Origin of the sequence: Pantoea sp. XY16 (genome assembly GCF_025153065.1) — a bacterium.
Lineage (GTDB): Bacteria > Pseudomonadota > Gammaproteobacteria > Enterobacterales > Enterobacteriaceae > Pantoea > Pantoea alfalfae.
The window spans coordinates 206538-231426 of the sequence record NZ_JANZNP010000003.1 but is presented as its reverse complement, the minus strand read 5'-3'; the positions used below and the strand labels follow the sequence as shown (position 1 = coordinate 231426).

Annotated in this window: 21 protein-coding genes and 2 pseudogenes; 2 read left to right on the top strand and 21 right to left on the bottom strand. The window is 49.6% G+C overall.

Features of this window, described 5'->3' with window-relative positions:
• Positions 1-10 precede the first annotated feature (10 nt).
• Positions 11-1069, top strand: a complete 1059-nt coding sequence (locus tag N1689_RS03985) for a hypothetical protein (RefSeq protein ID WP_260057995.1) — start codon at positions 11-13, stop codon at positions 1067-1069.
• Positions 1070-1124: 55 nt separating this feature from the next.
• On the opposite strand, the gene N1689_RS03980 is transcribed toward N1689_RS03985, so the two are convergent.
• From N1689_RS03980 to N1689_RS03945, 8 genes and pseudogenes are all read right to left on the bottom strand, one after another.
• Positions 1125-2189 (bottom strand): lytic transglycosylase domain-containing protein, encoded by a 1065-nt coding sequence (locus tag N1689_RS03980; protein ID WP_260057993.1) that lies wholly within the window; start codon positions 2187-2189, stop codon positions 1125-1127.
• Between the two features lie 177 nt (positions 2190-2366).
• The gene (locus N1689_RS03975) at positions 2367-3965 is read right to left on the bottom strand and encodes a hypothetical protein (protein WP_260057992.1); all 1599 of its coding nucleotides are present in this window, start codon (positions 3963-3965) and stop codon (positions 2367-2369) included.
• Between the two features lie 612 nt (positions 3966-4577).
• The gene (locus N1689_RS03970; RefSeq protein ID WP_405038342.1) at positions 4578-5393 is read right to left on the bottom strand and encodes a hypothetical protein; all 816 of its coding nucleotides are present in this window, start codon (positions 5391-5393) and stop codon (positions 4578-4580) included.
• A gap of 874 nt (positions 5394-6267) precedes the next feature.
• Positions 6268-6495 (bottom strand): hypothetical protein, encoded by a 228-nt coding sequence (locus tag N1689_RS03965; protein WP_260057991.1) that lies wholly within the window; start codon positions 6493-6495, stop codon positions 6268-6270.
• Positions 6496-6915: 420 nt separating this feature from the next.
• Entirely contained in the window at positions 6916-7173 is a 258-nt protein-coding gene (locus N1689_RS03960; protein ID WP_260057990.1) for a hypothetical protein, read from the bottom strand.
• Positions 7160-7306: a hypothetical protein gene (locus N1689_RS03955; RefSeq protein ID WP_260057989.1), complete on the bottom strand. Its 147-nt coding sequence runs from the start codon at positions 7304-7306 to the stop codon at positions 7160-7162. The genes N1689_RS03960 and N1689_RS03955 overlap by 14 nt, the downstream gene beginning before the upstream one ends.
• A gap of 799 nt (positions 7307-8105) precedes the next feature.
• Positions 8106-8321: a hypothetical protein gene (locus tag N1689_RS03950; protein ID WP_260057988.1), complete on the bottom strand. Its 216-nt coding sequence runs from the start codon at positions 8319-8321 to the stop codon at positions 8106-8108.
• A 12-nt stretch (positions 8322-8333) separates the two neighbouring features.
• Positions 8334-9652: pseudogene (locus N1689_RS03945) on the bottom strand (RHS repeat domain-containing protein); the annotation flags it as partial.
• Between N1689_RS03945 and N1689_RS03940 the strand changes: the two are divergent.
• Positions 9551-9775, top strand: coding sequence for a hypothetical protein (locus N1689_RS03940; RefSeq protein WP_260057987.1), 225 nt, complete (start codon positions 9551-9553; stop codon positions 9773-9775). The pseudogene N1689_RS03945 and the gene N1689_RS03940 overlap by 102 nt on opposite strands.
• On the opposite strand, the gene N1689_RS03935 is transcribed toward N1689_RS03940, so the two are convergent.
• From N1689_RS03935 to N1689_RS03875, 13 genes and pseudogenes are all read right to left on the bottom strand, one after another.
• Positions 9765-10142: a hypothetical protein gene (locus tag N1689_RS03935; protein ID WP_260057986.1), complete on the bottom strand. Its 378-nt coding sequence runs from the start codon at positions 10140-10142 to the stop codon at positions 9765-9767. The two genes, N1689_RS03940 and N1689_RS03935, sit on opposite strands and share 11 nt — an antisense overlap.
• Positions 10139-14593 carry a glycohydrolase toxin TNT-related protein gene (locus N1689_RS03930; protein WP_260057985.1) on the bottom strand — a complete coding sequence of 1485 codons (4455 nt, stop codon included), beginning with the start codon at positions 14591-14593 and terminating at the stop codon, positions 10139-10141. Before N1689_RS03930 ends, N1689_RS03935 begins: the two co-directional genes overlap by 4 nt.
• 3 nt (positions 14594-14596) lie before the next feature.
• Entirely contained in the window at positions 14597-15037 is a 441-nt protein-coding gene (locus tag N1689_RS03925; protein WP_260057984.1) for a DUF1795 domain-containing protein, read from the bottom strand.
• 17 nt (positions 15038-15054) lie between these two features.
• Entirely contained in the window at positions 15055-15900 is an 846-nt protein-coding gene (locus tag N1689_RS03920; RefSeq protein ID WP_260057983.1) for a hypothetical protein, read from the bottom strand.
• Between the two features lie 68 nt (positions 15901-15968).
• Positions 15969-16487, bottom strand: a complete 519-nt coding sequence (locus tag N1689_RS03915; protein ID WP_260057982.1) for a hypothetical protein — start codon at positions 16485-16487, stop codon at positions 15969-15971.
• Positions 16462-19026, bottom strand: a complete 2565-nt coding sequence (locus N1689_RS03910; protein WP_260057981.1) for a type VI secretion system Vgr family protein — start codon at positions 19024-19026, stop codon at positions 16462-16464. The genes N1689_RS03915 and N1689_RS03910 overlap by 26 nt, the downstream gene beginning before the upstream one ends.
• A gap of 394 nt (positions 19027-19420) precedes the next feature.
• Positions 19421-20512, bottom strand: a complete 1092-nt coding sequence (gene tri1, locus N1689_RS03905) for an ADP-ribosylarginine hydrolase Tri1 (protein WP_260057979.1) — start codon at positions 20510-20512, stop codon at positions 19421-19423.
• A gap of 141 nt (positions 20513-20653) precedes the next feature.
• Entirely contained in the window at positions 20654-20821 is a 168-nt protein-coding gene (locus N1689_RS03900) for an immunity protein Tsi6 family protein (RefSeq protein ID WP_260058086.1), read from the bottom strand.
• 52 nt (positions 20822-20873) lie between these two features.
• Entirely contained in the window at positions 20874-20942 is a 69-nt protein-coding gene (locus N1689_RS03895) for a hypothetical protein (protein ID WP_260058084.1), read from the bottom strand.
• A gap of 212 nt (positions 20943-21154) precedes the next feature.
• Positions 21155-21412 (bottom strand): hypothetical protein, encoded by a 258-nt coding sequence (locus N1689_RS03890; RefSeq protein WP_260057978.1) that lies wholly within the window; start codon positions 21410-21412, stop codon positions 21155-21157.
• Positions 21412-22470 carry a PAAR domain-containing protein gene (locus N1689_RS03885; RefSeq protein ID WP_405038336.1) on the bottom strand — a complete coding sequence of 353 codons (1059 nt, stop codon included), beginning with the start codon at positions 22468-22470 and terminating at the stop codon, positions 21412-21414. Before N1689_RS03885 ends, N1689_RS03890 begins: the two co-directional genes overlap by 1 nt.
• A pseudogene (locus N1689_RS03880) lies at positions 22470-23553 on the bottom strand (type VI secretion system Vgr family protein); the annotation flags it as partial. The gene N1689_RS03885 and the pseudogene N1689_RS03880, both read right to left, overlap by 1 nt.
• 252 nt (positions 23554-23805) lie before the next feature.
• Positions 23806-24879: a hypothetical protein gene (locus tag N1689_RS03875; RefSeq protein ID WP_150019296.1), complete on the bottom strand. Its 1074-nt coding sequence runs from the start codon at positions 24877-24879 to the stop codon at positions 23806-23808.
• Positions 24880-24889: the final 10 nt, after the last annotated feature.

Sequence of the window (24889 nt, the reverse complement as noted above, 5' to 3'; positions counted from 1 at the left end):
GGGGGCCTGTATGGTTATGCCAATACCTGGCGGGGGGGGAATTACCCCCGCTTTTTCACCCGGCAGGCCACTGCCGGGTAACCTGCCATTATCCACTCCCCTGCCCGGCTCTGCGTTCTCAGGGCCGGGCAGCGATTTCCCCATCAGCTACGCCGGTGGGAGCGGAACGCCGCTGGCGGGCCTGACCGATCCGCTCCAGCAGCTTGATCAACTCTTAACGCAGGCTGGATTGGGGGCGCTGGTCGATCCATCAGCCGCTGATGAAGAGACGATGCCCACGGCGTTATTTGCCAGCGAAACAGCCGGTGAAGATACTCCTCAGGCACCGGGCGATGGCGTGCGAACCAGTGAGAAGGATATCAGCGTCAGGCCGACGGAGGAGAATCTGAAGGGTCGCCCACCGGGTGATAACCGCAGCGCCGAACAGATCATTGATGAAAACCCGGTGCTGAAAAACCTCGGCAACCAGAAAGATATCAAACAGGCGGAGCTAAAAGAGCGTTTCGGCGACTGGACGGATGCCAATAAAGATCCGAAGAGTCGTGCGGATGCGGCGTATAACATGGCCTGCGTGTTAAACAGCATAAAAGGCCTGAATGCGCGCGATGGCAGCGAACGGAAGGAGATCTCAGCTAACGATAAAATAGAGGGCATCACCAAAGATGGTGACGCGCGCCACGGTACCGAGGCGGGTGTGCTGAAGGATATCGCTGAGCAGGGTCTGAAGATGCTGCCGGAGAATAAACAGCTGCCGGAGACGAATGATTCGCACGTTCGTATGGATGGCACCAATAAAGACAACTTCCAGTGGGGCATGGGTGAATTCGGCAAAATATTGTCGAACATCCCGATTCTCAAATCTGTTGCTGCGCCTTTCTTTAACAATATTGGCGAGGCCCGCAACCTGGGTGAAGTCTTTACCGGTGGCCTGAAAGGACTGGCCGAGGGTGGAATGAGCGTGGCGCGTGGGCCGATTGGCTGGGGCATCACCGCAGCGACCGATACCGTGCAGATTGCGGTGGAAAATAACGGAGGGAAAGGCAAGAACGAACCGCCGCCGTTTGCCTGATGTTGACGTGGCTTATGCCTGTCCCTGTACCCGGTACAGGGACTTTTTTTGCCCCTTATGCAGGTAACGTGCCTTTGCCGCTGGCGATAATGTCGGCAAAGTTGAGAACTTTCCCGACATAGGTCGGATCGCCGGTTCCGGTTTTCGAGATATCCTTCAGATCGTTGACATTCACATTCCGCGGCCCTGAGTTATAGGCTCGCAGCCCGGCACCGAGATCGCCCCCAAAAGTCTCCCGCTGCTCTTTAAGATAGAGCGCGCCAGCCATGATGCTGTCTTCAGGGATAGACGGGCTGGCATCAGGCCCCAGCAGATGCGGGTATCTGCTTTGCAGATCGGCGAAGGTGTTGGAATTAACCTGCATCAGGCCGCTGTCGGAAAGACCATTACCGCCGTTAACGGTAGTCGCCTCTGTTTTTCCGCGTGACTCTTGCCAGATTTGCCCTGCCAGCACTTCAGGCGCCTGGTGAGTCTCTCTGGCGGCACGCATGATAGCCTGCTCGTGATCCAGTAACGGAGCAGGTAAATGTAACCCCGACTCGCCTTTTATCAGCGGGACGCCGCCGGATGCTGGCGTCTGCCAGGCAGGCGTGTTCAGTGCTGCATCAGAAGCCGTACCCGGCTGTGGCGCTGTAATGGCCGGAAGCGGTTGCTGCGTAGACGCGGCATCGGTCGGGTTAACTGGCGGTTGCAGAGCGGCGTTAAACGGTGCGTTGAGCGAAGTCCCCCCTTCTGCTGAGGTGCCCGGCATATTGGCATCGCCGCCACGCCCGGCCCCTGCTCCTGCTCCTGCTCCTGCTCCTGCGCTGTTATTTTGCTGCTGACCAGAGAAAAGCTGTTGCAGCATTAATAGCATTTGCAGTAGTGCCTCTATTTGCGGCCCGAGTTGCTGCATCAGCCCCTGCATCTGCATCGGATCCCTGCGGCTCCCACTGTCGGGCGTGGCGGTGAGGCGACTGAAATCCGTGCCGCTCATGGCATCATTGCCAAAGTTAATCGCCAGGCCACTGCCGCCAGCATCTGGCGGGGTAAACGCGGCTACATTTTTTTCATCGAGCGCACTAAAATCAGGCATTTGCGGCTGTATCGGCCCGAAAACCGACCCTGACGAGATATTCATCCTTCTCTCCTCTCAACAAAGCGTCATCATTAGCGCCAGTCAGACTGACACCTCTTTCCCGCTATGACCGGGGTAGGATTGAGTGGAAAGCGCGAAGCGGGAGTTCCGGACGGCGCGTGAGACAGCGCAAATTCAGGCGTAAAAAAGCCGCATCGCTGCGGCTTTTACGGTGTGGCATCAGGACGCTTTTTTCGTCTCTTCAGGCTCTGGCGATCCTGCTGGTCCTCCGGCTTCTGAAGATGCAGATGATCCGGGTGCCTCTGATGCTGCTGCCGATGTCGGTAAAGAGTCTGGCAACGGTATCATCTCCGCAATGCGCTCGCTCATCTTCTCCGCTTCAGCTTCAAGGACGGCGATGATGGCTTCATAGTCAGCCTGGGTTAACTTCTCAGGCTGTGGGCTTTTGATATTCGCCAGCTCCGGGAAGGCGTGCCACCATGCATGAGTATCACCCGCGGTGCGCATCTCTGATGAACGCTCCGGCGGGGTATTACGTAATGGGCCGGAGTTCTGCGAATGCACGCTGCCGCTGTCCGATTCGCCTTCTTCTGACGGTACTCTGGTCCGGGTACCCACACTCGGTGCTGGCGTGCCGTCTGGTGTTCTTGCCCCGGTACCCACACTCGGTGCTGGCGTGCCGTCTGGTGTTCTTGCCCCGGAACTTACCGGGGCTCCCTCCTCTGTCGTGTCGGCGGCCTTCGGGTGCAGCTTGTTTGCCACTGCTCGCTCAGCCTCCTGATAAAGAAGACCGAACACCCCCTGTTGCAGGTAAGAATAGGCGTTTGGCAGCAGGGCAGCCGCATTGCCAACACTTTCGCGCGAAACGCGGAAGCTGGATTTGTTCGCCAGATCTAAAGCGGTCTCTGCCGCACTCGTCTTGCCGGAGGTGAAAAGCTTCTCTGCACCCCCTTTGGTCACACGTGCCGCGCCCGCTCCGAGGCCCAAACCGAGCGCTTCCATCGTCTCAGAGGCTACCGCACTTAATGCACTCAGCGTTGTAACACCTTCAACCCAACGTTTTGGCGATTTGGCGTGTTCCCACACTGCATCGAAGTGGCTCCCCTCGCTACTATTCGTGTGCCCGTTGGACAGCGCCTTATAACGATCCTTCCAGTCGTTACGGCCAAATAAAAACTCCGCGCCGTGCAGGTTGTCGTAGTAGTTTTCAACGACTCCACTCAATGCACCGGCAGCGGAAGTCAGGCCAAAACCTGCAATCTGGTTGATGGCATAACCCGGCTTGAGCGCACCCTGTATAATCCCCATCGGCTCTGGCCGCGGTTTATTTTCGGGTAATAGCTGGGTTGCACCGGAAATTCCCCCCGTCACCGGGTTGCGGACGTTAAAGCCCGTCCCGCCCAGCGCCGTCATTTTTAATTTATGTCCAAAAGTCTCGCGTTTTTCTGCCTCTTTTTTCATAAGAGGATTCAGCGCATCCCCATCTGCCTGCATCCATCTCGAATCCTGGATACTGCTACCGATAACCCGCGTGAGCACCGCTTTAAAAGCCACTGCGGTCATCCCTCCCGCTACGCCAGCGACAAAGTTGTGCATGGGAGTACCCGGCTCCAGCTTCATCGCGCTCGCTATCCCCTTACCCACCAGATCGCCAGGTACACCGGAAAGGGCATAGGTCATTCCAATCGCCCCCTTTGCCTTGGCCATGATCATCGTGTCACAGCTGCTAGCCAATTTGAGGACATCTTTTACCTGATCGTCCGTCTGGTGCAATTCATCGTGCAGCTCGACAGCGATTCCCTGCAGATATTCACGCACGTCCGGTCCGCCTTTACACGCGTTATGCAGAGTCGTGGTAATACGACTAATCTCCGCTGAACGAGCCCTCTCAGCAGGGGTTGTAGCAGTGACTGCGTTAGTTGATGGCCCACCGCGCGTGGGCAGTTCAATCGTTTCGTGATGTACAGGGGAAAGTGGGCGTCTAATTCCATCCATAATTCTCACTCCGCCAGGTTATGCCGGTTATCAGTCACCGGTCAGTTGATAACTTGCGAAATGAGCTACTCACCCCGCAACCTCAGGGTTGAGTGATGCGCGAGCGAGCCGGGTTTCAAATCAGGAGTGAACTTTTAGTATTTTGTGATGTGCATCACAATTAGCTGAATGGGGAGCGATAGCACGCGGCGCGGGTTCAGCGACGGATAAACGGCGTTTCGCACTGCAGGGTAATCTGCCACAGTCTGTCACGGATCATCTGCCTGAGTTGCAGAGTGGCCTGCGACTGTGGCTATAAACACAGATCCGCGGAGTGGCTTGCTAGCTCTCCTGCAGCAGGGGTTAACTTTCCCAGATGAAGCGGAATCTTACCTGAGTGTCTTGTATGAAGGGTTGCGGAACGGCTGTTCCGCAATAACAGAACACGGACAGAGGTTATTTCATGCGACGCTGCCGGGCGACGCTGGCGAGGCGTTGTGTCCGGCAATAAATGGCAAACAGGATGAAAGCCTGCCCATTAAGTATCCAGCGAGCACCTACCAAAGCCGCGAGTGCCAGAATCAGCCACAGGCCCGAGTGGCTACCCATAACTACGCTGTAGCTCAAGAGTAAAACGGTCGATATAAGCAACATCGCACAGACGCAAGCCAGCCCCGCCACACCGGCTGTATGGCCTCGCGCAAGCAGGTAACTGGCCGTGAGTATCGCGCCAATAACGACGATTGAGGGAACAAAAAAACTCAACGCATGTATCTGTGGACTGAGCGGAGGTAAAGCGTGCAGAAACGTCAGCAAATTAAATGCAAATGCAATCAGCAACAGCATCAGCACTATCGCAACCGGGAAGCCGTTTTGCCTGGGAAGCGACTCAGCAGGCTGTTTAAAATAACGTTCAAGCTCTGTAGTGGAACGGGCAAGTATCGAATTATCCTGCCGTGCGATTACCTGATCTATTTCGCGACCATGTTGCAGTAGTTCAGTGATACTTCGCCCGACAAGCCATGATAGAAATTGCATTAAAATACCGCCAGTGATTGAATTGTCCCCACAATTAGGATGACGCTGACCAGGCCGAACAAGATAACGCTGTGCGCCATCTGCATAGATGATGCCAGCCTGATAAAACTCCCGAGTACAATCCATTGCTGCACCCAGCGCTTTGAAATCAAAATCAGGTGCCCCATAACCGGTCATCCTGGCGATGTCATAACCCGGTAAGTTATTCTCGGGATTCATTCCTGGCAGGTTCATTTTATCTCCTTATAGGCTCATAATGATAAAAGAGAATTTTCAAGACATTGAAATTCGAAATGGAAAAAACATCATTATCGCACCAAAACTATATATCAATATGCAGGAAATATAATAGCAAGCTTACCGTTTTTTGATTGCAAAAAAAATAGTTATTCCACCCCCGCACTTCTTGACTCAAAAGCCCTAATAGAGGGTTTGCATGTCACCTGAAAAAATTTTAAAAACAATCGCTCTCTAAATACGGCATTAAAATAGTCAATGTGAAGCAAATCATAACTCACAACTTATTTTAATTAATTCAAGTATCACTGCCAAACATTAAATAACTGCTTCCAGATTTCCATCTCCTCATCTGTAGGAAGACTATAGTCACCCGTAACCTTACGATAATTCATGAAACAAACATCTATGGCCCGCATTGGAACTGTTTTATTCTTCCGGCTCCCATCAATGATAAATTTCATCTCCTCGCAATATGCTTCACTTTTAATCATCCTCTGGAAAAATTCCTCAAGAAAATCTAAAACTTCATTGTGAGAAAATAAATTCATTACTCTCTACCAAATAAAATATCAGCATTACCGAATTCTATTTTCTTTAATCAGCATTTTTCTGTTGAATTTTTTCAGCACCATATTCTGGGTGCTCTTTGCTGAATAGTTCAAGAGGGGTTACGTCTTTATCACCAAACACTTGTGGATGACGCACTTGTGGCATGCCGTTTCCTAAAGTTGTAACATATAAAATTCACCTCTACGGCTGGCATCACTTCATGACTTATCTAAAGGACTAAAATAAATCACTCACCATTGCAATTTACTTATATTTCTTACAGAAGGAATGACACTTAAGCATTTTAAATTTTCAACAATCAAAATTGAGGCCGTCCCCGTCCTTCTCTGGATTGGATAGCAATAATAACTTCATAAGCATCACTTTCACTTTTTTGAGCCCTCATTGCTTCATCAAAAGTTATTTTTGATTCTTTTTCAAACGTAGCTACGGTACCATCGTCATATCGAATATAGTAACCATCGTTTTTCTTTAATATATCGACACCATAACCTGTAAAAATCAAATCACTTTTAATAAATCTCATAGGAATACACTTAAACGTCGGTTAAAAAATTGCATCACTAAGAGGCACTTGATCAATAAAGTCTTCAATCACCCTGCCGGATTTTTTTCTACCATATAAATAATGCTCATCAACTCATGCATTCCTCAAAATGACATCATATATCCAAGAGGTGCGAGTAAGTAATTTCTTATTGGTCACATCCCTGAACTACCGAAATTCAATCCCAGCAAAGGCTCTAAAAAAGCCTTATCATCGAAATAATTTTGAGGATAACTGCCATTATGTTACTATTTTTCAGGTTTTATACATTACATTAATTATAACAGCCTTACATCTTAGCGCATAGAAACTGTATTTAACTTCGCCCACCAGCGCAAATATTTTAATAAGGGTGAAATGTAGGCTAAACTGGGCAAGAAATAATAGATTTATATCGAATTATTGCCAGCAATCTAAAAGATCTCTCCAAAGATTTTTTTCTTCTTCCATAGTGGCTACGTTATAGTCATTATATTTCTTTACATATTCTAAAAAAAGTATCTGCATGGGTCTGATAGTTACAGTTTTTTTTCTTCTAGACCCCTCGATCAACTCTCTCAACTCACGTAAATAAATCTCATCTTTAACCCTTAATGTAAAATATTCATTAAGATAGTCTAAAACTTCATTATAAGAATCAAGGTTAATTTTTGCCATCTGGAAGAACTTTAATCTCATCAAATATTACTGTTTTTTTGTCAGCAATAAGTTGTTGAACCCCACCCTTTCCATATTCTGGGTAAGCTTCGGTAAATGGTTCAAGAGGAGTCCCCTCTTTATTACCAAACATTCTAGGAACTTTAGCCTGAGGTATACCACTTTCGTAAAGTTGTAAGGTATCAAACTTGCCTCTTAATCTGCTATCACTCCATGAAACATCTAAAGGGTTGTTCGGATCAAGACCTTTAATTTTGAAAGCATCACGAGTAGCGCTTCCACTTTCGAATTTCTTGAAACCAAAATAGGTAATTGGCGCAGATTTAGTGTTAAGGGTTGATTCTAAAAATCTGTCTGGTGTCCTACCATCATTTAATTACCTCATGTACCTATAACCTATTTTAGGCCTAGTTTCATTTGGCACTGCATACGCAGGTTCTACTGAACGACTGGCATCCGCTGACTGAGTTTGCACAATAGTTTCTCCCACGGACTATTGATACCTTCCCAGGCATTTTGCCCTTCAGCGTCGGTCAGGACGGTAATAATGGAACCAAAATATCAATTGAATTTAAATACGATAACTTGAGCTAAAAGCATAATTCAAAACATCGTTGTAAAAAACCTTGAAGAATAAACTGCCAATACATCAACTTTCATTTCCTTGATAATCCTTGCCATAATAATTACACTATTATTTCACATGCACTGGAGCATCTAAAATAAGAAATTTTCATTAGTATTAGCTGCATAAAAATAAAAAAACTTTACACATTCATTTGAACTCGAAGAGACATGAATATTTTCGCTACAAAAATTCACCGTAGGGGATAAAGCCCTACAGTGAATATATTCCACATCGATAAAACTTAAAATCTCTTTTCAAATTTAACTACATGCTTAATAAATTAAATATTTTTTCAAAAATTATTTTATTTTTCCCTCGGAACTTTTTTTATTCTACTCCCCAGTGACATTATTACTTCATAAGCATCCTGTTGACTATTTTTAACTTTTCCAGCCTCCTCCTCGCTAATTTCAGCTTCGAGATATTGGGGAACAAGTTCACCAGAGTCGAACAAAGCAATAATTTTCCCATGTCTCTCAACAAGGGTAATGCCGTAATCACTAAAGATTTTTTTTTCCATTTTCAGTACCTACTATTTTTTAAAAACTGGATTAATGATAGCTTCAGACACTTTGACTGGTTCTATAGTAGCCTCTGGTATACCACCTGATGTCCTCCCCCCCGGTAACCAATAACTATTAGCACCAAATTCGTTTCCAGAAGGCATCCGTAAACCTTCTGGATTGTTTATGTCAATTCTGATGGGCGCATCGCCCAAATCCCCAGGAGAGAGACCAAGAGAATGTTCCAATTTAGCAACGCTACCTCCAGAGTTAGCGATCAACTCATCTGCAACTTTTTTAGGCATAACAAAATGCCCGCCTGGCGGTCCAATTTCGGGATATTTAGGATTTATGCCCCACGCGATCTTTGACACCCCGCCTTCGAACTTTGATAAATGCTCAGCCACATAAGCAGGTTCAAGGTAAGTTTTAGGATTAGGGAAAGGATTAGTCTCTTTATTCCTACCGCGAACTGCTTTATAGGCTCTTGCTGCCCATCCTCTACTTGTGAAAACGCCTTTCGTGTTCTTCTGAAATGCATTCCATGCATTCTTACAACTCAACCCCCACGGATCCACCCACCCCAGCGCGTTCGGCGCATACTGGTAGAGGTTGATCCCGCCCGCCAGCCCTATCGGGTCCTGCTGGGTAAACCGTCCGCTGTCCGGATCATAATAACGAAACAGATTGTAGTGCAGTCCGGTTGATTCGGCACCTGCGGTGCCTCCCCCCCTGGGGCCATCGCTGAAGCGATGTTCAAATTTGCTTAAGCAAATTAGTCCCGGTCCAGGTACTGGCCCTGCATACGCAGGTTCTGCTCCACCACAGGAACACGCTGGCTGGACTCGCGCAGCAGCTTGCCCCACGGGCTGTTGATACCTTCCCAGGCTTTTTGCCCTTCAGCGTCAGTCAGCAGCTCCGGCATTCCGTTGGCCGCATTATGGAACCAGTAAATCTCCGGGCTTTCAACACCATCAATACGGGCCAGCCCATCAATACGGGCCAGCGGCTCATAGCTCTGGCTGTCGCTGTAAACGTAGGTCAGCGGAGTGCCGTCGTGAATTTCCTGCAGCAGGCGGTAGCCTTCCCACACAAAGCGCGTCGTGACGGCGTTCCCCGACGGTCTTCCCTGCAACAGTTGCTGGCTGGTTTTACTGATGCGGCGCCCAAGCGAATCGTAGCGGAAACTCACCTTAGTGCGCGGCTTATTGCGGTCCCGCGGCTCGCTGATCACATCCGTCAGGCGATGCTCACCATCGTAACGGTAGCGCCAGCGGGTGTGACCGTCATCTTTCTCAGTGGTACGGCCATGGATATCGTACTGCCAGCGGATACCATTCAGTTTGGTGGTAAGCTTATTTATGCTCCTCGATCTTACTTACCAAGAAGAATCTTCTTATATTATGAAACACATCATTTAAAAAATCATAAAACCCTAACTAAACCTAAATATTATAAAACTATTGGTTAAGACTTTCATCATCAAACACACCGACAAGATAAGACTCATAGCGAGTAGGTTGTATTTCCTTATAAGTAAAAACAACTAAAATGTCGTGCAAACCATTTGAGCATTTTTTTTCTGAAACTCTCAGCGGAATGTTTTTATATCTAACCTCCTGGATTTCACCATCCGTAAATTTCATCCCTTTAATATTTCTGACTATATTTTTTCTTTTCTTTTCATCATACGTATCTAAATCCTCTGAATTATATAACCCAAAATAAACTTTACCATTACAGCAAGGACAAGATATTTCCGTATGATTCTTTAAGAATTCATCTTCAAATCCATCATGGATTAATGTCTTTTTTTTCTGATAGTTAACTATTTTCATACCTTCCTCAAAAAGCCATTTTCGACTAATTTATCAATGCTAAAAAAGGTTTCATGTTGAGTTCCAAAACCCGGCTGCCCAAACCAAGGAATGGCTGGTCCACTATCGACCGGCAATGGTTTCATCACCTCATAAATCGAATAGGGTTTATTCAGCGTGCTTGATTGTAAAGCCCTGCCCTCAAATGAAGAGCCAACAGGAGAAATAAAGCTACCACCATCATGGAACCCTTTATCATCAATCCAACCACCATAACGATCAACTAAAGTGCCAGGTTCAAGAGTTATTTTTGTTGCTTTAACAAAACCACGGTTAGGGGGCCAAGCTCCTTCACCCATGAATTGCTCTAATGCTGCCCAGTCTTGTTTTTTCCATAAAGCATATGCTTTGGATGCTTGTGACCTTGAAGTAAATTGTCGATTATTCGACTTTTTCTGGAACTCATTCCATTCGTTTTTACACCTACTCAGCCCCCACGGATCCACCCAACCCAGCGCATTCGGCGCATACTGGTAAAGGTTGATCCCGCCCGCCAGCCCTATCGGATCCTGCTGGGTAAACCGTCCGCTATCCGGGTCATAATAACGAAACAGATTGTAGTGCAGTCCGGTTTCCCGATCCAGGTACTGGCCCTGCATACGCAGATTCTGCTGAACGACAGGCATCCGCTGGCTGGACTCACGTAGCAGTTTGCCCCACGGGCTGTTGATCCCTTCCCAGGCTTTTTGCCCTTCACTGTCAGTCAGCAGTTCCGGCATCCCGTTGGCTGCATTATGGAACCAGTAAATCTCCGGGCTTTCCACGCCATCAATACGGGCCAGCGGTTCATAGCTCTGGCTGTCGCTGTAAACGTAGGTCAGCGGAGTGCCGTCGTGGATTTCCTGCAGCAGACGGTAACCTTCCCAGACGAAACGCGTCGTTACGGCGTTGCCAGATGGTCTTCCCTGTAACAGCTGCTGGCTGGTTTTACTGATGCGACGTCCCAGCGGATCGTAGCGGAAACTCACCTTTGTGCGCGGCTTGTTACGGTCCCGTGGCTCGCTGATGACGTCCATCAAGCGATGCTCACCATCGTAACGGTAGCGCCAGCGGGTGTGCCCGTCATCTTTCTCAGTGGTGCGGCCATGAATATCGTACTGCCAGCGGATACCGTTCAGTTCGGTGACGCGGTTATGCATGACGTGGGCGGCAGTATGGCGATCCAGCGGGTTACCTGCGCCATCCCAGCGCCACTGTTCATTACCCGGCTGCGCACCGTCCTGAGACAACAGCCGGCCAGCGTTATCGTAGTTCCATAATGTCTGGCTGAACGGATTATCGTCACGCTCTTCACGGATCAGGTTGTTGCCGTAATCGAAGTCGCGCCGACGGGACCAGACGCGCGGTGCAGGACGCTGCGAGTCGCCTTTGAACACGTCACGGCGGCGCAGTCTGCCTAACCGGTCATATTCACTGCGCATTGTCAGGCCGCCCTGCGTGCGGCTCAGCTCCCGGTGCAGCGTGTCACGGGTAAAATCCGTGACCGGCAGGTTATCTAACGCGATGCTCAGCAGATGGCCGCTACCGTAATAAAGCTGCTTCAGGTTGCGACCATCCGGCAGCGTCAGGGCCGTACAGTTACCCAGCGCGTCATATTCCCACGCCAGTTCGCCCTGCTCCCCCTGTTCAGCCACAATGCGACCCAGCGCATCATATTTAAAGGTAATCTCCTGCTCGGCCTGTTGGCTCCACTCGGTGTCAGACAGCGGCAGATGCTGCGACACTTTACCCAGCTGGCCGCCACCGCTGTAGTGATAGCGCGTCTGGCCTTCCGGCGTGGTTCGCGCCAGCAGTTGCCCCGCACGGCTCCAGTGATAGCGATGAGTAATGGACTGAGGATGTCCGGCAGCAAAGGTGCGTGATACCGTGCGGCCCGCCGCATCATAGTCATATCGTGTGGCAACGCCATCCAGCCCGACCTGGGCCAGCAACAGAGAATCTGCGCCCCACTCGAACTGATACTGCTCACCGTTCTCATTTTGCAGCGCCGTCAACCGGCTACGGCTGTCCCAGCTTCGCTGAACCGTCTCACCCTGCGCATTGCGGTTGGCGATCAATCGCCCGACATTGTCGTAACGGAATTCACTGCGCTTACCATCAGCCGACTCATAGGCCAGCGGCAGTCCGTTTTCACTCCAGTGCAACCGCTCTTCCCATCCTTCTGCGCGTTCCAGCTGAAGAGGACGGCCTGCTGCATCATAGTGATAACGGGTTTCTTCACCATCCGGCGCGATGACACAGCTGAGCCAGCCCAGGGGATGATAACGGTAGCGCGTGGTCAGCCCTGAACAGTCGGTTTCACGGATAACCTGCCCCGCATCGTTAAACTCCCGGCGGTAGCTGTTACCTGCTGCGTCGATTTCCTCGACAACCAGCCCGGACTCATCCCGTTTATAGATCGTGCTTTGCCCGAGCGCATCAACCACGCGCTCAAGACCATGATGGGGATCGTAATAGTATTTCGTTGTGGAACCATCAGCTCCGGCAACCACCGTGGGCAGCGAACGGTGGGACAGCCACTGCACCGCCAGCACACCGCCGTCAGCATCTTTCTCTTCAACGCGATTACCCAGCTCGTCATAGGCGAAGCTCACCGCATTGCCCAGCGGATCGATGCGACGCGTCAGGAGTTCGTTTTCATCCCACTCATAGCGCCATTTCTCGCCCCGCTCATCAATAAAACAGGTGATGAGGCCTGCGGCATTCCAGTGGTGTTCGCGCTGCTGACCGTCATAGGTTGAAACGCGCGTGATGCCCGCCTCAAGATCGTATTGCATGTGGCAGCCGTCACCGGTATTGGTGCGATTCTCAACCACGCGCCAGTGATCCAGCTTCTGCCAGCGATATTCACTTTCCAGCCCGCCGGGCAGCTGATGCCAGACCATCAAGCCGTCGTCGTTGTAACGGAATCGTCGGGAGACAACACCTGCGGCATCGGTGACGCTGGCAAGCTGGCCCTGTTGATTGTAGGTCCAGCGCGTCAGAGGCCAGTGCTGATCGCCATCAAAATGGCTGGCGGATGTCGGGCGCCGTGCGTGCTGTTTGTCGTCGTAGTGCAGCGTGACATCAATCGCCAGCGGTGCATCATGAATTCGCACCAGACGAGCCTGTTCATCCCAGCCCATCTCCAGCGTATTACCGTACTCGTCGCTAAGTGAAGCCAGCCGCAGCACCTGCGGATCGGCAGCCGTGCGCCGGTAAAGACGCCATACCGCACCGTCGTCATCGGCAATGGCAATATTGCCTAACTCATTGCGCCGCACCATCAGCCCTTCGCTGATGCTGTAGAGCACCTCTTTTTCACCGGGAACGTCAAAGCTCAGTTCACGCCCGTTGTCATCAAACCAGGTCGCCCGGTTCCCTTCCAGCGTGAGATAGCTGTCAAACACCGTGGCCCAGCCCTGACCAAACAAACCGGCGCGCTGAGTCAGGCTGTTATAGCTGCGCTGAAAACTGAGCGGGAAACGTCCGGGAAGGGAGAAATCGCGCTCGGCGTCATCATTAAGGACCTTAACACCGGTCGCTGCATGAACCGGGAACAGCGACGAGAAGGCCGCGTTGATAGCCATGTCCGCCGCCATACCGCCCACGGCCCCGGCCAATGCGCAGGGCATGTTTTTCAGGATCTGACACGGGCGACCACGAAGGAGGGAAAGGCCGATCATCATCACAGCGAGACCCGGTACCTTGCCACTTTTGATCTCTCTGACCGTGACGGTTTCACCTCCAATGATGACATTGGGGGAAACATCGTCACTTACGGTGGCATCACAGGTGGTTTTATCCTTTGCGCGCACCGCTGGCTGGCCATTGATAAAGACGCTTTTCGAACCCTGAGCCAGATATTGCGGCGCACTGTGCTTTTCACAGGCCACTTTATCCTGTTCCAGCGGAGAGGTGCCCGCATCGGCGGAGGCGACCGTGGGCTGCCACATTGCACTGCCAAACTGGCCGACCGCAGACAGCAGCATGCCGCCGTAGTCCGCAAAGCTCTGCGGCGATTGCGGTTCGGGCGGTGATGTCTCGCCGGGCGTGAGCATTCCGGCCGCGCGAGCAGCTAAAAGACCATTAATGTGAACATTCTCTGATCCACTGGCGATCATACCGGCTGGTGACGGCGGGAATATCATGTCACCCAGACCCTCGGCCGCTTTAGTGATGTCATCCGAAATGCCCGCAGCATTCGCTAATACACCGCCAATAATGCCGCTGAGCAAACAGCTGGAACCGATAGCGGCAACGCCGGCCGCAGCCATGCCAGCCCCCAGTAAGGGCGCAGCCAGGGTTGCCGCCGCCCCGACTGCGGCACCAATGACGGCATAGGCCGCACCTTCAGCCACAATGCTCGTGATATCAGCGAAAATGCTGGAGTGAATGATCTCGTCGCCCACGCGGGCCGCAGGGTTATCCATAGGTTAAGCTTTCCGTGGATTGTTCAGACTCAGGCTTTGTTTAAAAGCACTCCAGCGCTGTCCGTCTTCTTCATTGAACGGACGCATCGCGGAGAGCGTAAAAATCATAAAAATGTTTGAGTCAGGCACCTGTGTTGCCAGCTGTTTCTGCCACACCTCTTGCCCGTTACGGTCAAACATGGTCTCAACTTCGATTGCGTGTAAGGTGTTGTCCACACCAGCCATCAGACGCACAAATTCACTCTGCTGAATGTGCCCCATCTGACTCCGCAACGTGTCCCACTGACGCTGGAATTCTTTTTCCGCATCACTGCCCTCAGAAATAACACCACGGCTTATAACCCATGCCAGCCCACTGACTTCGTCGCGGAGAATATTCATGGTGGTGTCCTGCCAGGCAGCAGGAAAAAGCGCAAAGGCGCCCTCATTGAATTGGTAATTCATATTGGGTGTCCGTTTTATTAATGGGTTATGGCGGGTGGAATCAGGCTATGGAATTCGCCATCAACGTTATCGGCATTAGTGAGTAGCTGTGTATTATCACGTGCAACTTTAATTTCAAAAAGTCGATGCGTAATATCAGGATCGCCACCGCAACTGCTATTGTGATTATGTTCACGAACCGTGATGACATAGAATGTTTTATCACTACTGTCGTCGAGATCGTACCGCAGGCATTTATCATCGAGGCTGGTCAGGTGCCAGGTATGGATCGCTTCCGTTGCAGCGCTCAGAGCCTGGTCAGCGCTGATTTCGCTTTGCTCTGCATCCAGGTCGGTTTTTAGCATGATGCAACTGACCTTCCCCTGGTCAATCTGGAACATTAACTGTTTCCCGCCCGACTGATAGACAAGCCAGTGCTGATTATCACTGTTATCTTCTTTGCCGGATCCATAGGCTTGCTGAACCTGTTCCAGACTATCGCCCACCTTTATATTTCGGGCTGTCGGCACGCTGGCACTTCCCAGAAGGATCTCAGCCAGAACCGTGTGGCTGGCATCTCCGACCGCCGCCGCGCTGAACAACTCAAAACCGTCATAGCTATGCTGGAAGTATTTGTACTGCTGGTTATCGATAGCCACTTCTCCGGCCAGAACTGAACTCAGAGCCTTACCAGCCCGTATGAAGCTTTCATTGCTCCATGTGTCTCCGGGAGTGAAAGCATAATCGTTCAGCAGAACGGAAAAATCGCCCTCGTTAAGGGCAGGAACGGTCGATTCAGTGCTGGATTCGGCCCTGGCAATGCAGGATAAAAACATGAGGACAGGCACAAATATAATGCTGGCGAAATAACGGTTTACAATCATTGTGTTTTTATCGGAGTAAAGGCATAAGAGCCTCAAATATGAGGCAATGGATTCAACATCACGTTCTTTTACTCATCGGCAGTAATAATAATTTTATTCAGGCAATCAGGGTTTTTGGCAGAAAATGAAAACGTGATGACCTGTCCATTAACATCTGGGGATGTTGTGTAGCTGGTCACTTCGTTTTCAGACTTTCCCCTAGGATAATCGGTTAACTTAATACTCTGATAGTGCTTTTTGACATCATCAAGCGAGAGGCATTTCCCATGAGGAATAAAGCTAAGGAAAGGGGACATGCCATCAGATGTTTTACTTAAACGCAATTCAATATCCGTAATCTCCGAAGCATCTTGTAGTTTTACAGGATTAGCCTGATAGAAATTGATGTATTCATTTTGACTTTTTAATGTAAACGACAGTGGTACGTGATGAATACGCTCTACAGATAGATTCTTTATGGAGGTACTCATTTTTGTAACAAAACCCCAGATATCTTCTTTTTGCATCTTCGCTTCCACTATTCCGCTTAACATGAAACCAGCCATTAATAAAATAAACACCTTACTTTGTCGGATAATTTTTATCATACCAGCCCCCATAGTAATCTTCGTAAAGCTGATTGGTAGTGGAGGTTTTTTCACCTTTACCGAATATACGACCAATCTGCGTCCTGGCTTCGCTTTCGCTTATGTCACCTTTACTCAGGGAATCATAGATTCCGTTGTACCCTTTCTGATTTGCTGAATTGCCAGCTATACCAATATCCTTGCCCTGATTTGCAATAATTTCGCGCTGTACGCGAATATTGTTAAGTGTTGCTGCCCCTTCATCACTAAGTGCACTATTCAGGTAGGCTTCACGTGTGGTTACATTGATATCAGGCTTATACAATGCATGTCCACTCTCATGTGACAGTGACTGCACCACTTTTGCGGCATCGTTCATATGACTTTTATCAACAGTAATAATCCGGCTCTGACGATCGGCATACGTACCTTTACCTGCAGCCCCTTCCTTAAAAACCCAGCCGCGCTTTTTGAGCGTCGTAATGTCCTGTTTCATGGTCGGTGATTTCTCAACCATATTGTCTACATCTGCGCCAAAGCCACTAAAAGAAGGACCCTGAGTATTCGCAGCTATGCCGGCATTTTGTGACGCGTCGACAGGGGCACTTGCTAATGCACCTGCCTCATTCTCCTTTCCCGGCGTAAATTTCTCCTTTACAGCCGCATCAATATCACCTTTATGACCTGCACCTGGCGCAGACGTACCAGGTTTAGCACCCGAAGTATTCAGATTCAGTTTACCGCCAGTGGTGATATGTCCGTCGTTCTCAACAAAGAAGTTAAAATCTTTTCCAATAAGATTTATTGTGCCATTGGCATTGAGCTCAATGGCACTTTCGCCAGAAACAAGTCTCAACTGCGATCCCGACGCCAAAACATACTGTTCGACTACTGCATCAACTTTACTCAGGCCAGTGAGGATTTCAGTTCCGCCTTTTATGGCCTGAATCTGATTACCTTCAACCCTGTTGAGCTCATTTTTAGCCACATAATGGCTTCGTTCCCCACCAACACTATGTGATTCATCGTTTTTAACATGCGTATCCATGTTCTTCTGCGCCTGAATCCACAGGTGTTCCTCACCCGCCTTATCCTCAAACCTCAGCGCGTTCGCGGTGTCCGCCGTGCCATCCTTTGACCGGCTCAGAAAACCCATCTGCGTCGCCGCTGCCGGCAGCGCCCACGGCGGCATGCTTGCCTCGTTATACACGCGGCCGATGATCAGCGGACGATCCGGATCGCCGTTGATGAAGTCCACCACCACTTCGTCGTTCACTCGCGGGATCTGCACCCCGCCAAATCCCTGGCCCGCCCAGGCGCTGGAGACGCGCACCCAGCAGGAGCTGGTGTCGTCGCCCTTCGCCAGCCGGTCCCAGTGAAACTTCACCTTCACCCGGCCGTAGCGGTCGGTCCAGATCGACTCGCCTTTGGGTCCCACCACCTTCGCCGTCTGCGGGCCGTGCGTTTTCGGCCACGCTGTTTCGGGCGGCGTGCGGTACGTCACCGACGACGGCAGCACCGTGAAGTGGATATTGTGACGGCTGTCGCCGGTGTCGCCGCTGGCGTAGGCGTTCTCGGCGAAGTCATAGGTCGCCGAAGTGACCAGGTACTCGCCGTTGTCGCTGAAGTGCGGCGCGTTGATGATGGAGAAGGTAAAGCCCGGCGCGATGCCGGTGGCCGTGCCCGACCCGCTGACGCTGTGGTGCTCGGCCTGCCACACCTCCTGACGGATGCGCGCGTAGGACTCGCCGTGGCTGTGGTCGACAAAATGGCCCGGCCAGTCGTAAACGTCCACCGAGCCCGGCACCGGCGACGCCGGGTTCTGGCGCGCCTGCAGCATCCAGGCGTTCGGCTTGCGGAAGTCGTAGTCGTCGGTGCTGTAGATACCCGGCGTCACGCTCTCCGCCAGCGACCACTGGCTGATGCCCTCCTCCGTGACGACACCTCCCGACGGGGTGACGTGATAGGCGATGGTCTCATAGCCCGGAAACGCCTGATGCTGGTCCGGCGCATCGCACAGCACCAGCGTATGTTTGTCCGCCTCGTGGCGGAAGAAGTAGTAAATCCCCTCCAGCTCCATCAGGCGGCTGATAAAGTCCAGGCTGCTCTCCTGATACTGCACGCAGTACTCCCACACCCGGTAGTTACCCGCCAGGCGTGTCTCGACGTTGACCGCGTACTCCTTCAGCAGCGTCTGCACAATCTGCGGCACCGTCTGGCTCTGGAAGATGCGCAGATTGCGGTCCCGCTTCATCGGCCACAGGTCCGGCTCGACCGTCAGCTGGTAGACCGCGTAGCGGGTGCCGCTCAGCTCCTGGCTGCGCACCGCCACCCGGGTGATTTTGCCGTTGAGGTAGCGCGGGCTCAGCGCGTTCATCAGGCCATCGGTCGGCAGCGTAAAGGTCACCGGCTTGCCCAGCAGGGCGTGGCGGTCGATGCGCGCGTCGGTGGCCAGCAGTTCAGCGGTGAGCACAAACGGACGGGACAGCGTCTCGGTGCCCTTAAGCGAATGGAACAGCAGGCCGTCCGCCGGCAGCTGTGCGGTAATGCGTGAGAACATGTTTTTTTCCATACAGACAGAACTGACAGTGAAGCGGGTCAGTAAATGTGGAAGGTAAAAGATTTTTTATTTAAAGCATTTTCTGATTAGAAGCAATGGATTTCAGGATGAAATTATTTATCAAAAATCCCGATTAAAAAAACGAGAAACATTTATGAACATGGTCAGCGCAATAATTTTTTAGTCAACATGTTTTTTGGATGTCAACCAGAAAACACAAGGAGAAAATTCTTTTTTGAATAATTTTAATTTATAAATAACGAACAATGCATTATTACTCAGATCAAGTTCAGCGAAATGTCTTTACAGTTTAGTGAATGTGATTAGAAACCACTTCAACTTCAATCTTTTTATTTCTAAAAAAATCCCATACCTCAGATATGGGATCTTATCATCAATCTTTCTCTTCAGGTGCTAAGTGAAACAGCTTTTCGGCCAGCGCAAGAATTCTGTCTTTATCGACTATTTTATTAACCCACTCCTGAGGAATGCCTGACAGTCCATACAATGCGCCCGCTAGCTGGCCTGCCGTCGCCGCTACACTATCAGCATCATCAGCAAGATTTGCCGCCAGCAAAATGGCATCTTTAAAATTGTCTGTATGCCAGACGGCCCATAATGCTGCCTCAAGGGTGTCGATGACATAACCAGAGGAACGGATTTGATCACGATGCTTTTCTTTATATTCACCGGCATTGATGATTAATACACGTAATGTTGATCCCATAAGATGAGGAGCAAAGCCCTCACTCTTACTGTAACCATTTAAGATGTAATGAAGCATGACATTAAAAAAGCGACAGCTATCAATAGACTCTGCGGCACAATGTGTAGCCTCACTCTGTAGTATCGCATCTCGCCAACCGTCAATAAACGATTTCCTTCTGAAAATAGCAGTAGGTGCATGGCGGATTAATGCTGCATTCCCTGCAGTCTCAGGAGAAGTATTCCCCATCCAGGTTGGTCCATGAAGGACAAACTGCTCAAGCGCATAGCGCGTTGTATTACCTATATCAAAGCATACGCCATTAGAACTATTTGTCCCATTCTTATACCAGTTGAGTAGCTTTTGTCGGAACAATGTAATGTCACATTTATTGCTTTCAATATAAGTTTCAGCGAGACACAGCGCCATCGAGGTGTCATCAGTCCACTCACCGGGTTTAAGAGAGAAAGGTCCCCCGCCAACCATGTCATCAACGCGAGCTTTATCTCTTGGCATAAATTCTAGCGTTGTGCCTATAGCGTCTCCAACCGCCAACCCCATTAAAGCACCCTGACATTTATCTAATGCCTGTTCATCAGTAATTTTCTGAGGTAAAGATTTCGCCCATTCTGGCTTGAGAGCGTCCTCAGGTTTAGCGCGTAAAGGTTTTTGTTCATAAGACATTCTATTCATCAACTGCCGTGACGCCTGGGGTATTAAATGAGCGTAACGTCTGGCATAAATGAAAAGCGCATCATCATCAGCCCTAAGATCAATCATAAAAACTCCTTATAAATTTACATCCTCAAAAAATTGAAATAAAACAACCAAATGAAATCAAATAAACAGGAATAGATTTTATATTACCACCGCATTTTATTTACTTACGCTCTTTTTATACATAAATATATTAATACCCATTTAACCCTGGGGTTTTAAATATCTTTTTTTGCGCTTTTCATATTCCGGATCGTTTTGATGAGGAGGGATAACTTTTAGCCCAGCAACTATTTGAGAGGCAATATAGTTTGCGTTTGAAAGATGTCTGGCTAGCTCTGTGTCAGCTGTATCAAACTCTTTGGAAGCCAGACTCCCCCCAGATTCATACTATGCAGGACACTTTTATCTTTCTCTTCACCCGTTAATACCTTTTTAAGTAAACAAGTTGTTCCAAAGCAACCTGAAAAACTGTAAACCCCAGCTTTTCCATGGCTCTTCGATTAGTGATATCAATAGCATCATTGATGTAGTCTAAAGCAGTATATTCTTCTTTCTTCATCATAAACCCAATATGCACTCTTCTTGTTTGAGAGCAAAGGCAGATCTTGAATTAAAAATCACTGGGCCAACCTTATTACAAACGGAATGTATAAAGTAAGCCAAAGACAGACCTTTTTACTCACCAAATAGAAAACCCTAAAACTATATTAATTCAAAATCCTCCTTGTTGATTTCATTTATTACGTACTGCCCTGTGCATTCCCTTATTTTTTTTGAAAGATCTTTTAACATTTCAATATCGATAGAACGGATATCAATATATGGAGTTACAATGAAAAACCTTTCGACATCAACTTTGTAATCACCTTCACTAAACATAACCTTCATTACATATGAGGTATCGTCACACTCATACAGAGTAAAATCCCAAGGATTCATTGCTATTTTATTTTTACTCATTATAATTTTTCTCCTGTTAATAAATCGGTCACGGTATAATCTCTGCCTTTAACCATTCCTTCGGTTTTTACTACAGCCTCAAGATCACCTTGTGGTAGTTTGCCACCCGGAATCCATTGCTTATTAGCTCCCCATTCATTACCAGTAGGCATTTTTGGAGAGTACAACTCTGTAGGTTTAAATTCAATCAAAACAAGACTATCGTTTTTCAATTGTTCCTGTGGAATGCCTAATTTATCTGCAATCACTCCTACATCTCCTTTTGATTCAGAAATCATTTGTCCAGCGCGCTCCTTGGTTAGAACAAATTCCGTCCTCCCTGGATCAGGTTTACCAATACCATAATCTTCAAAACTTTTTCTAGTGACTATTCTAGATGCGCCATTTTCAAAGGATTTTGCATGAGAATCAATATAATCCTTAGGTAAATATGTTTCGGGGTCTGGCCTAAATGTTTTTTCGATACTTTGTATTTCGGCGATTTCTTCATCATTTAACGGAAGTTTGTTAGCATTAATATTACTACGACCACGCCAGGCATCAAACTTCATGCCCCCTTTGCCACCCAATGCCCCACCGACAAAACTGCCCACCAGCATAGACCATTTTTGTCCGTCAGAGCCTTCCCCGAACAGTCTGCCACCTACCCAATTGCCGGCGTAACCGCCGCCCATCGCGCCTGCTAACCCTAGCAGCGCAATAGCCGGAGAAGCCAGCACCGCGACGGCAGCAGTCCCTACCCCCATCATCAACCAGTTCACCCAGCCGGGGATTTCGGGATTGATGTCGTCAGTCTGAAGTTTACCTCCGCCAATAAACACATTTGCGGAACCACCAGATATCTCCGCACTGCAGGTCAAACGGTCTCCGATACGGGCGGCAGGAAAGTTATTAATAAAAACCTTATCGGAACCTTCAGCTACCCGTTGCGATGAGCCGCTGTGCTCATCGCAGTCGCCTTTGGATAAATGTGCCCGTATCGCTGCTCTGCTGTTAGTGAAAACATTCGGCGATCCGGATAACAGTTTGCCCGTGTTATGCCGCGGAGCCCAAGACATGTTTCCGGCGGCGTGCGGTACGTCACCGACGACGGCAGCACTGAGAAGCTGATGTTGTGGCGGCTGTCGCCGGTGTCGCCGCTGGCGTAGGCGTTCTCGGCGAAGTCATAGGTCGCCGAAGTGACCAGGTACTCGCCGTTGTCGCTGAAGTGCGGCGCGTTGATGATGGCGAAGGTAAAGCCCGGCGCGATGCCGGTGGCCGTGCCCGACCCGCTGACGCTGTGGTGCTCGGCCTGCCACACCTCCTGACGGATGCGCGCGTAGGACTCGCCGTGGCTGTGGTCGACAAAATGGCCCGGCCAGTCGTAAACGTCCACCGAGCCCGGCACCGGCGACGCCGGGTTCTGCCGCGCCTGCAGCATCCACGCGTTCGGCTTGCGGAAGTCGTAGTCGTCGGTGCTGTAGATGCCCGGCGTCACGCTCTCCGCCAGCGACCACTGGCTGATGCCCTCTTCCGTGACGACGCCACCCGACGGGGTGACGTGATAGGCAATGGTCTCATAGCCCGGAAACGCCTGATGCTGGTCCGGCGCATCGCACAGCACCAGCGTGTGTTTGTCCGCCTCGTGGCGGAAGAAGTAGTAAATCCCCTCCAGCTCCATCAGGCGGCTGATAAAGTCCATGGCTGCTCTCCTGATACTGCACGCAGTACTCCCACACCCGGTAGTTGCCCGCCAGGCGTGTCTCGACGTTGACCGCGTACTCCTTCAGCAGCGTCTGCACAATCTGCGGCACCGTCTGGCTCTGGAAGATGCGCAGGTTGCGGTCGCGCTTCATCGGCCACAGGTCCGGCTCGACCGTCAGCTCATAGACCGCGTAGCGGGTGCCGCTCAGCTCCTGGCTGCGCACCGCCACCCGGGTGATTTTGCCGTTAAGGTAGCGCGGGCTCAGCGCGTTCATCAGGCCATCGGTCGGCAGCGAAAAGGTCACCGGCTTACCCAGCAGGGCGTGACGATCGATGCGCGCGTCGGTGGCCAGCAGTTCAGCGGTGAGCACAAACGGACGGGACAGCGTCTCGGTGCCCGTGAGCGTGTGGAACAGCAGGCCGTCCGCCGGCAGCTGTGCAGTAATGCGTGAGAACATAGAGATTTTCCGTACGAGTACAACTGACGAAAAAGCGTGCCAGTAAAAGTGGAGGGATTAAGGGTTTTTACTAAAACAGCTTCTTATGGGGGGTAATGGCTATAAGGATAGAATAGTTTTAACAAAGCTATCCTGATATAAAAAGATAAGGTACGCTCTTAAGAGACAGTGTATTAATGATAATTTCGGTTATACTTTTATCTAAAACGTCAAAATGAAACTCATGTTTCAACATGAGTTTCATTTTACGGATCAGAACTTTTCAAGATGGAATGAGGAAAGGATAATCTCAAGGCAACGTTTATTAGCCTCATAAGAATAGCTTTTGTGATTTCGATGCTTGCCAACTAATTCTGCATAGCACCATAACTGCCCCACACTAAAAACATAGCACTGATAAAAGGCGCTTATCTTTTCCTCAGTGCTTACAATCTCTCCCGCACAGGTAGCGAGAGTTTCTCCAAAGAAAGCATTAAACTCGTTCGGAATAGTTTTAAGAGTGTCAGTTGTCAACTTAACGGCAGGCTGATGATCATGAAATCGCTTAATTGACACGCTAAAAACATCCTGCTCTGTAAATAACATCTCTTGTGAATAGAAGCAGAGATTAATCACACCAGAGTTGAGCCCGTTCAACGTATGTTCAATTACCAGTCGCGTTTCACTGAGAGGTTTTACTTGCCAGGACTCAGGAATTTTAAAACCACTACTGTTGTTATCACTTAGGCTCACAGTCTGAAGGAGTTCAGCAAAGGCAAGATTACTGCGATGCATTAAATCCCAGTTAACCACAGTAAAATAAATATCATTTGCCAGTAGAGGATAATCTCGAGATGCACAAGCGGCTTTTATCAGAAAATAATTCCCACCACTTTCCTCGGGATTATAATCCTTTTGAACAGTATAGCGTGAAACAACTTCGTCACCTGAAGAGTGGGTTTTAAGAGTGAGTACGTCTGCAAAAACTCCATTCCCGGCTGGATTAACAATTAATCGTTTATTTATTATTTTTTCGCCCATTAACTCTAGCTTATTGAACAACCAATCTGAAGGGTTCATTTCCCACTGGCAACGTTCATAAGCGGCCCAGACTTCCATATAAGGCAGATTATCATTCGTCGAATAGCGTCCGATATTAATCAGGCCAACTTCAGCAATATTTTGCAACTTCAACTCCGCAGGCTTGACGCGATTGGGCAGAACCACCCAATAGTGAAGCATTTTCTTATCAGCGGAAGTGTACTGGCACTTCCAGTAATTTGACCTGGCCTCCTCGTCGGTATAGTTTGATACTACGGGAAAGGCATAATTATTCTCAGTATTCATACAACCTCTC

What these genes read in the sequence shown, in the direction of transcription:
- N1689_RS03935 (WP_260057986.1), bottom strand. Translation starts at nt 10,142, where the DNA reads ATGAAAATAGTTAACTATCAGAAAAAAAAGACATTAATCCATGATGGA.
- N1689_RS03965 (WP_260057991.1), bottom strand. Translation starts at nt 6,495, where the DNA reads ATGAGATTTATTAAAAGTGATTTGATTTTTACAGGTTATGGTGTCGAT.
- N1689_RS03985 (WP_260057995.1), top strand. Translation starts at nt 11, where the DNA reads ATGGTTATGCCAATACCTGGCGGGGGGGGAATTACCCCCGCTTTTTCA.
- N1689_RS03980 (WP_260057993.1), bottom strand. Translation starts at nt 2,189, where the DNA reads ATGAATATCTCGTCAGGGTCGGTTTTCGGGCCGATACAGCCGCAAATG.
- N1689_RS03890 (WP_260057978.1), bottom strand. Translation starts at nt 21,412, where the DNA reads ATGAGTAAAAATAAAATAGCAATGAATCCTTGGGATTTTACTCTGTAT.
- N1689_RS03950 (WP_260057988.1), bottom strand. Translation starts at nt 8,321, where the DNA reads ATGGAAAAAAAAATCTTTAGTGATTACGGCATTACCCTTGTTGAGAGA.
- N1689_RS03930 (WP_260057985.1), bottom strand. Translation starts at nt 14,593, where the DNA reads ATGGATAACCCTGCGGCCCGCGTGGGCGACGAGATCATTCACTCCAGC.
- N1689_RS03915 (WP_260057982.1), bottom strand. Translation starts at nt 16,487, where the DNA reads ATGATAAAAATTATCCGACAAAGTAAGGTGTTTATTTTATTAATGGCT.
- N1689_RS03920 (WP_260057983.1), bottom strand. Translation starts at nt 15,900, where the DNA reads ATGATTGTAAACCGTTATTTCGCCAGCATTATATTTGTGCCTGTCCTC.
- N1689_RS03925 (WP_260057984.1), bottom strand. Translation starts at nt 15,037, where the DNA reads ATGAATTACCAATTCAATGAGGGCGCCTTTGCGCTTTTTCCTGCTGCC.
- N1689_RS03875 (WP_150019296.1), bottom strand. Translation starts at nt 24,879, where the DNA reads ATGAATACTGAGAATAATTATGCCTTTCCCGTAGTATCAAACTATACC.
- N1689_RS03910 (WP_260057981.1), bottom strand. Translation starts at nt 19,026, where the DNA reads ATGTTCTCACGCATTACCGCACAGCTGCCGGCGGACGGCCTGCTGTTC.
- tri1 (WP_260057979.1), bottom strand. Translation starts at nt 20,512, where the DNA reads ATGATTGATCTTAGGGCTGATGATGATGCGCTTTTCATTTATGCCAGA.
- N1689_RS03955 (WP_260057989.1), bottom strand. Translation starts at nt 7,306, where the DNA reads ATGTTTGGTAATAAAGAGGGGACTCCTCTTGAACCATTTACCGAAGCT.
- N1689_RS03970 (WP_405038342.1), bottom strand. Translation starts at nt 5,393, where the DNA reads ATGAACCTGCCAGGAATGAATCCCGAGAATAACTTACCGGGTTATGAC.
- N1689_RS03885 (WP_405038336.1), bottom strand. Translation starts at nt 22,470, where the DNA reads ATGTCTTGGGCTCCGCGGCATAACACGGGCAAACTGTTATCCGGATCG.
- N1689_RS03940 (WP_260057987.1), top strand. Translation starts at nt 9,551, where the DNA reads ATGCTCACCATCGTAACGGTAGCGCCAGCGGGTGTGACCGTCATCTTT.
- N1689_RS03960 (WP_260057990.1), bottom strand. Translation starts at nt 7,173, where the DNA reads ATGGCAAAAATTAACCTTGATTCTTATAATGAAGTTTTAGACTATCTT.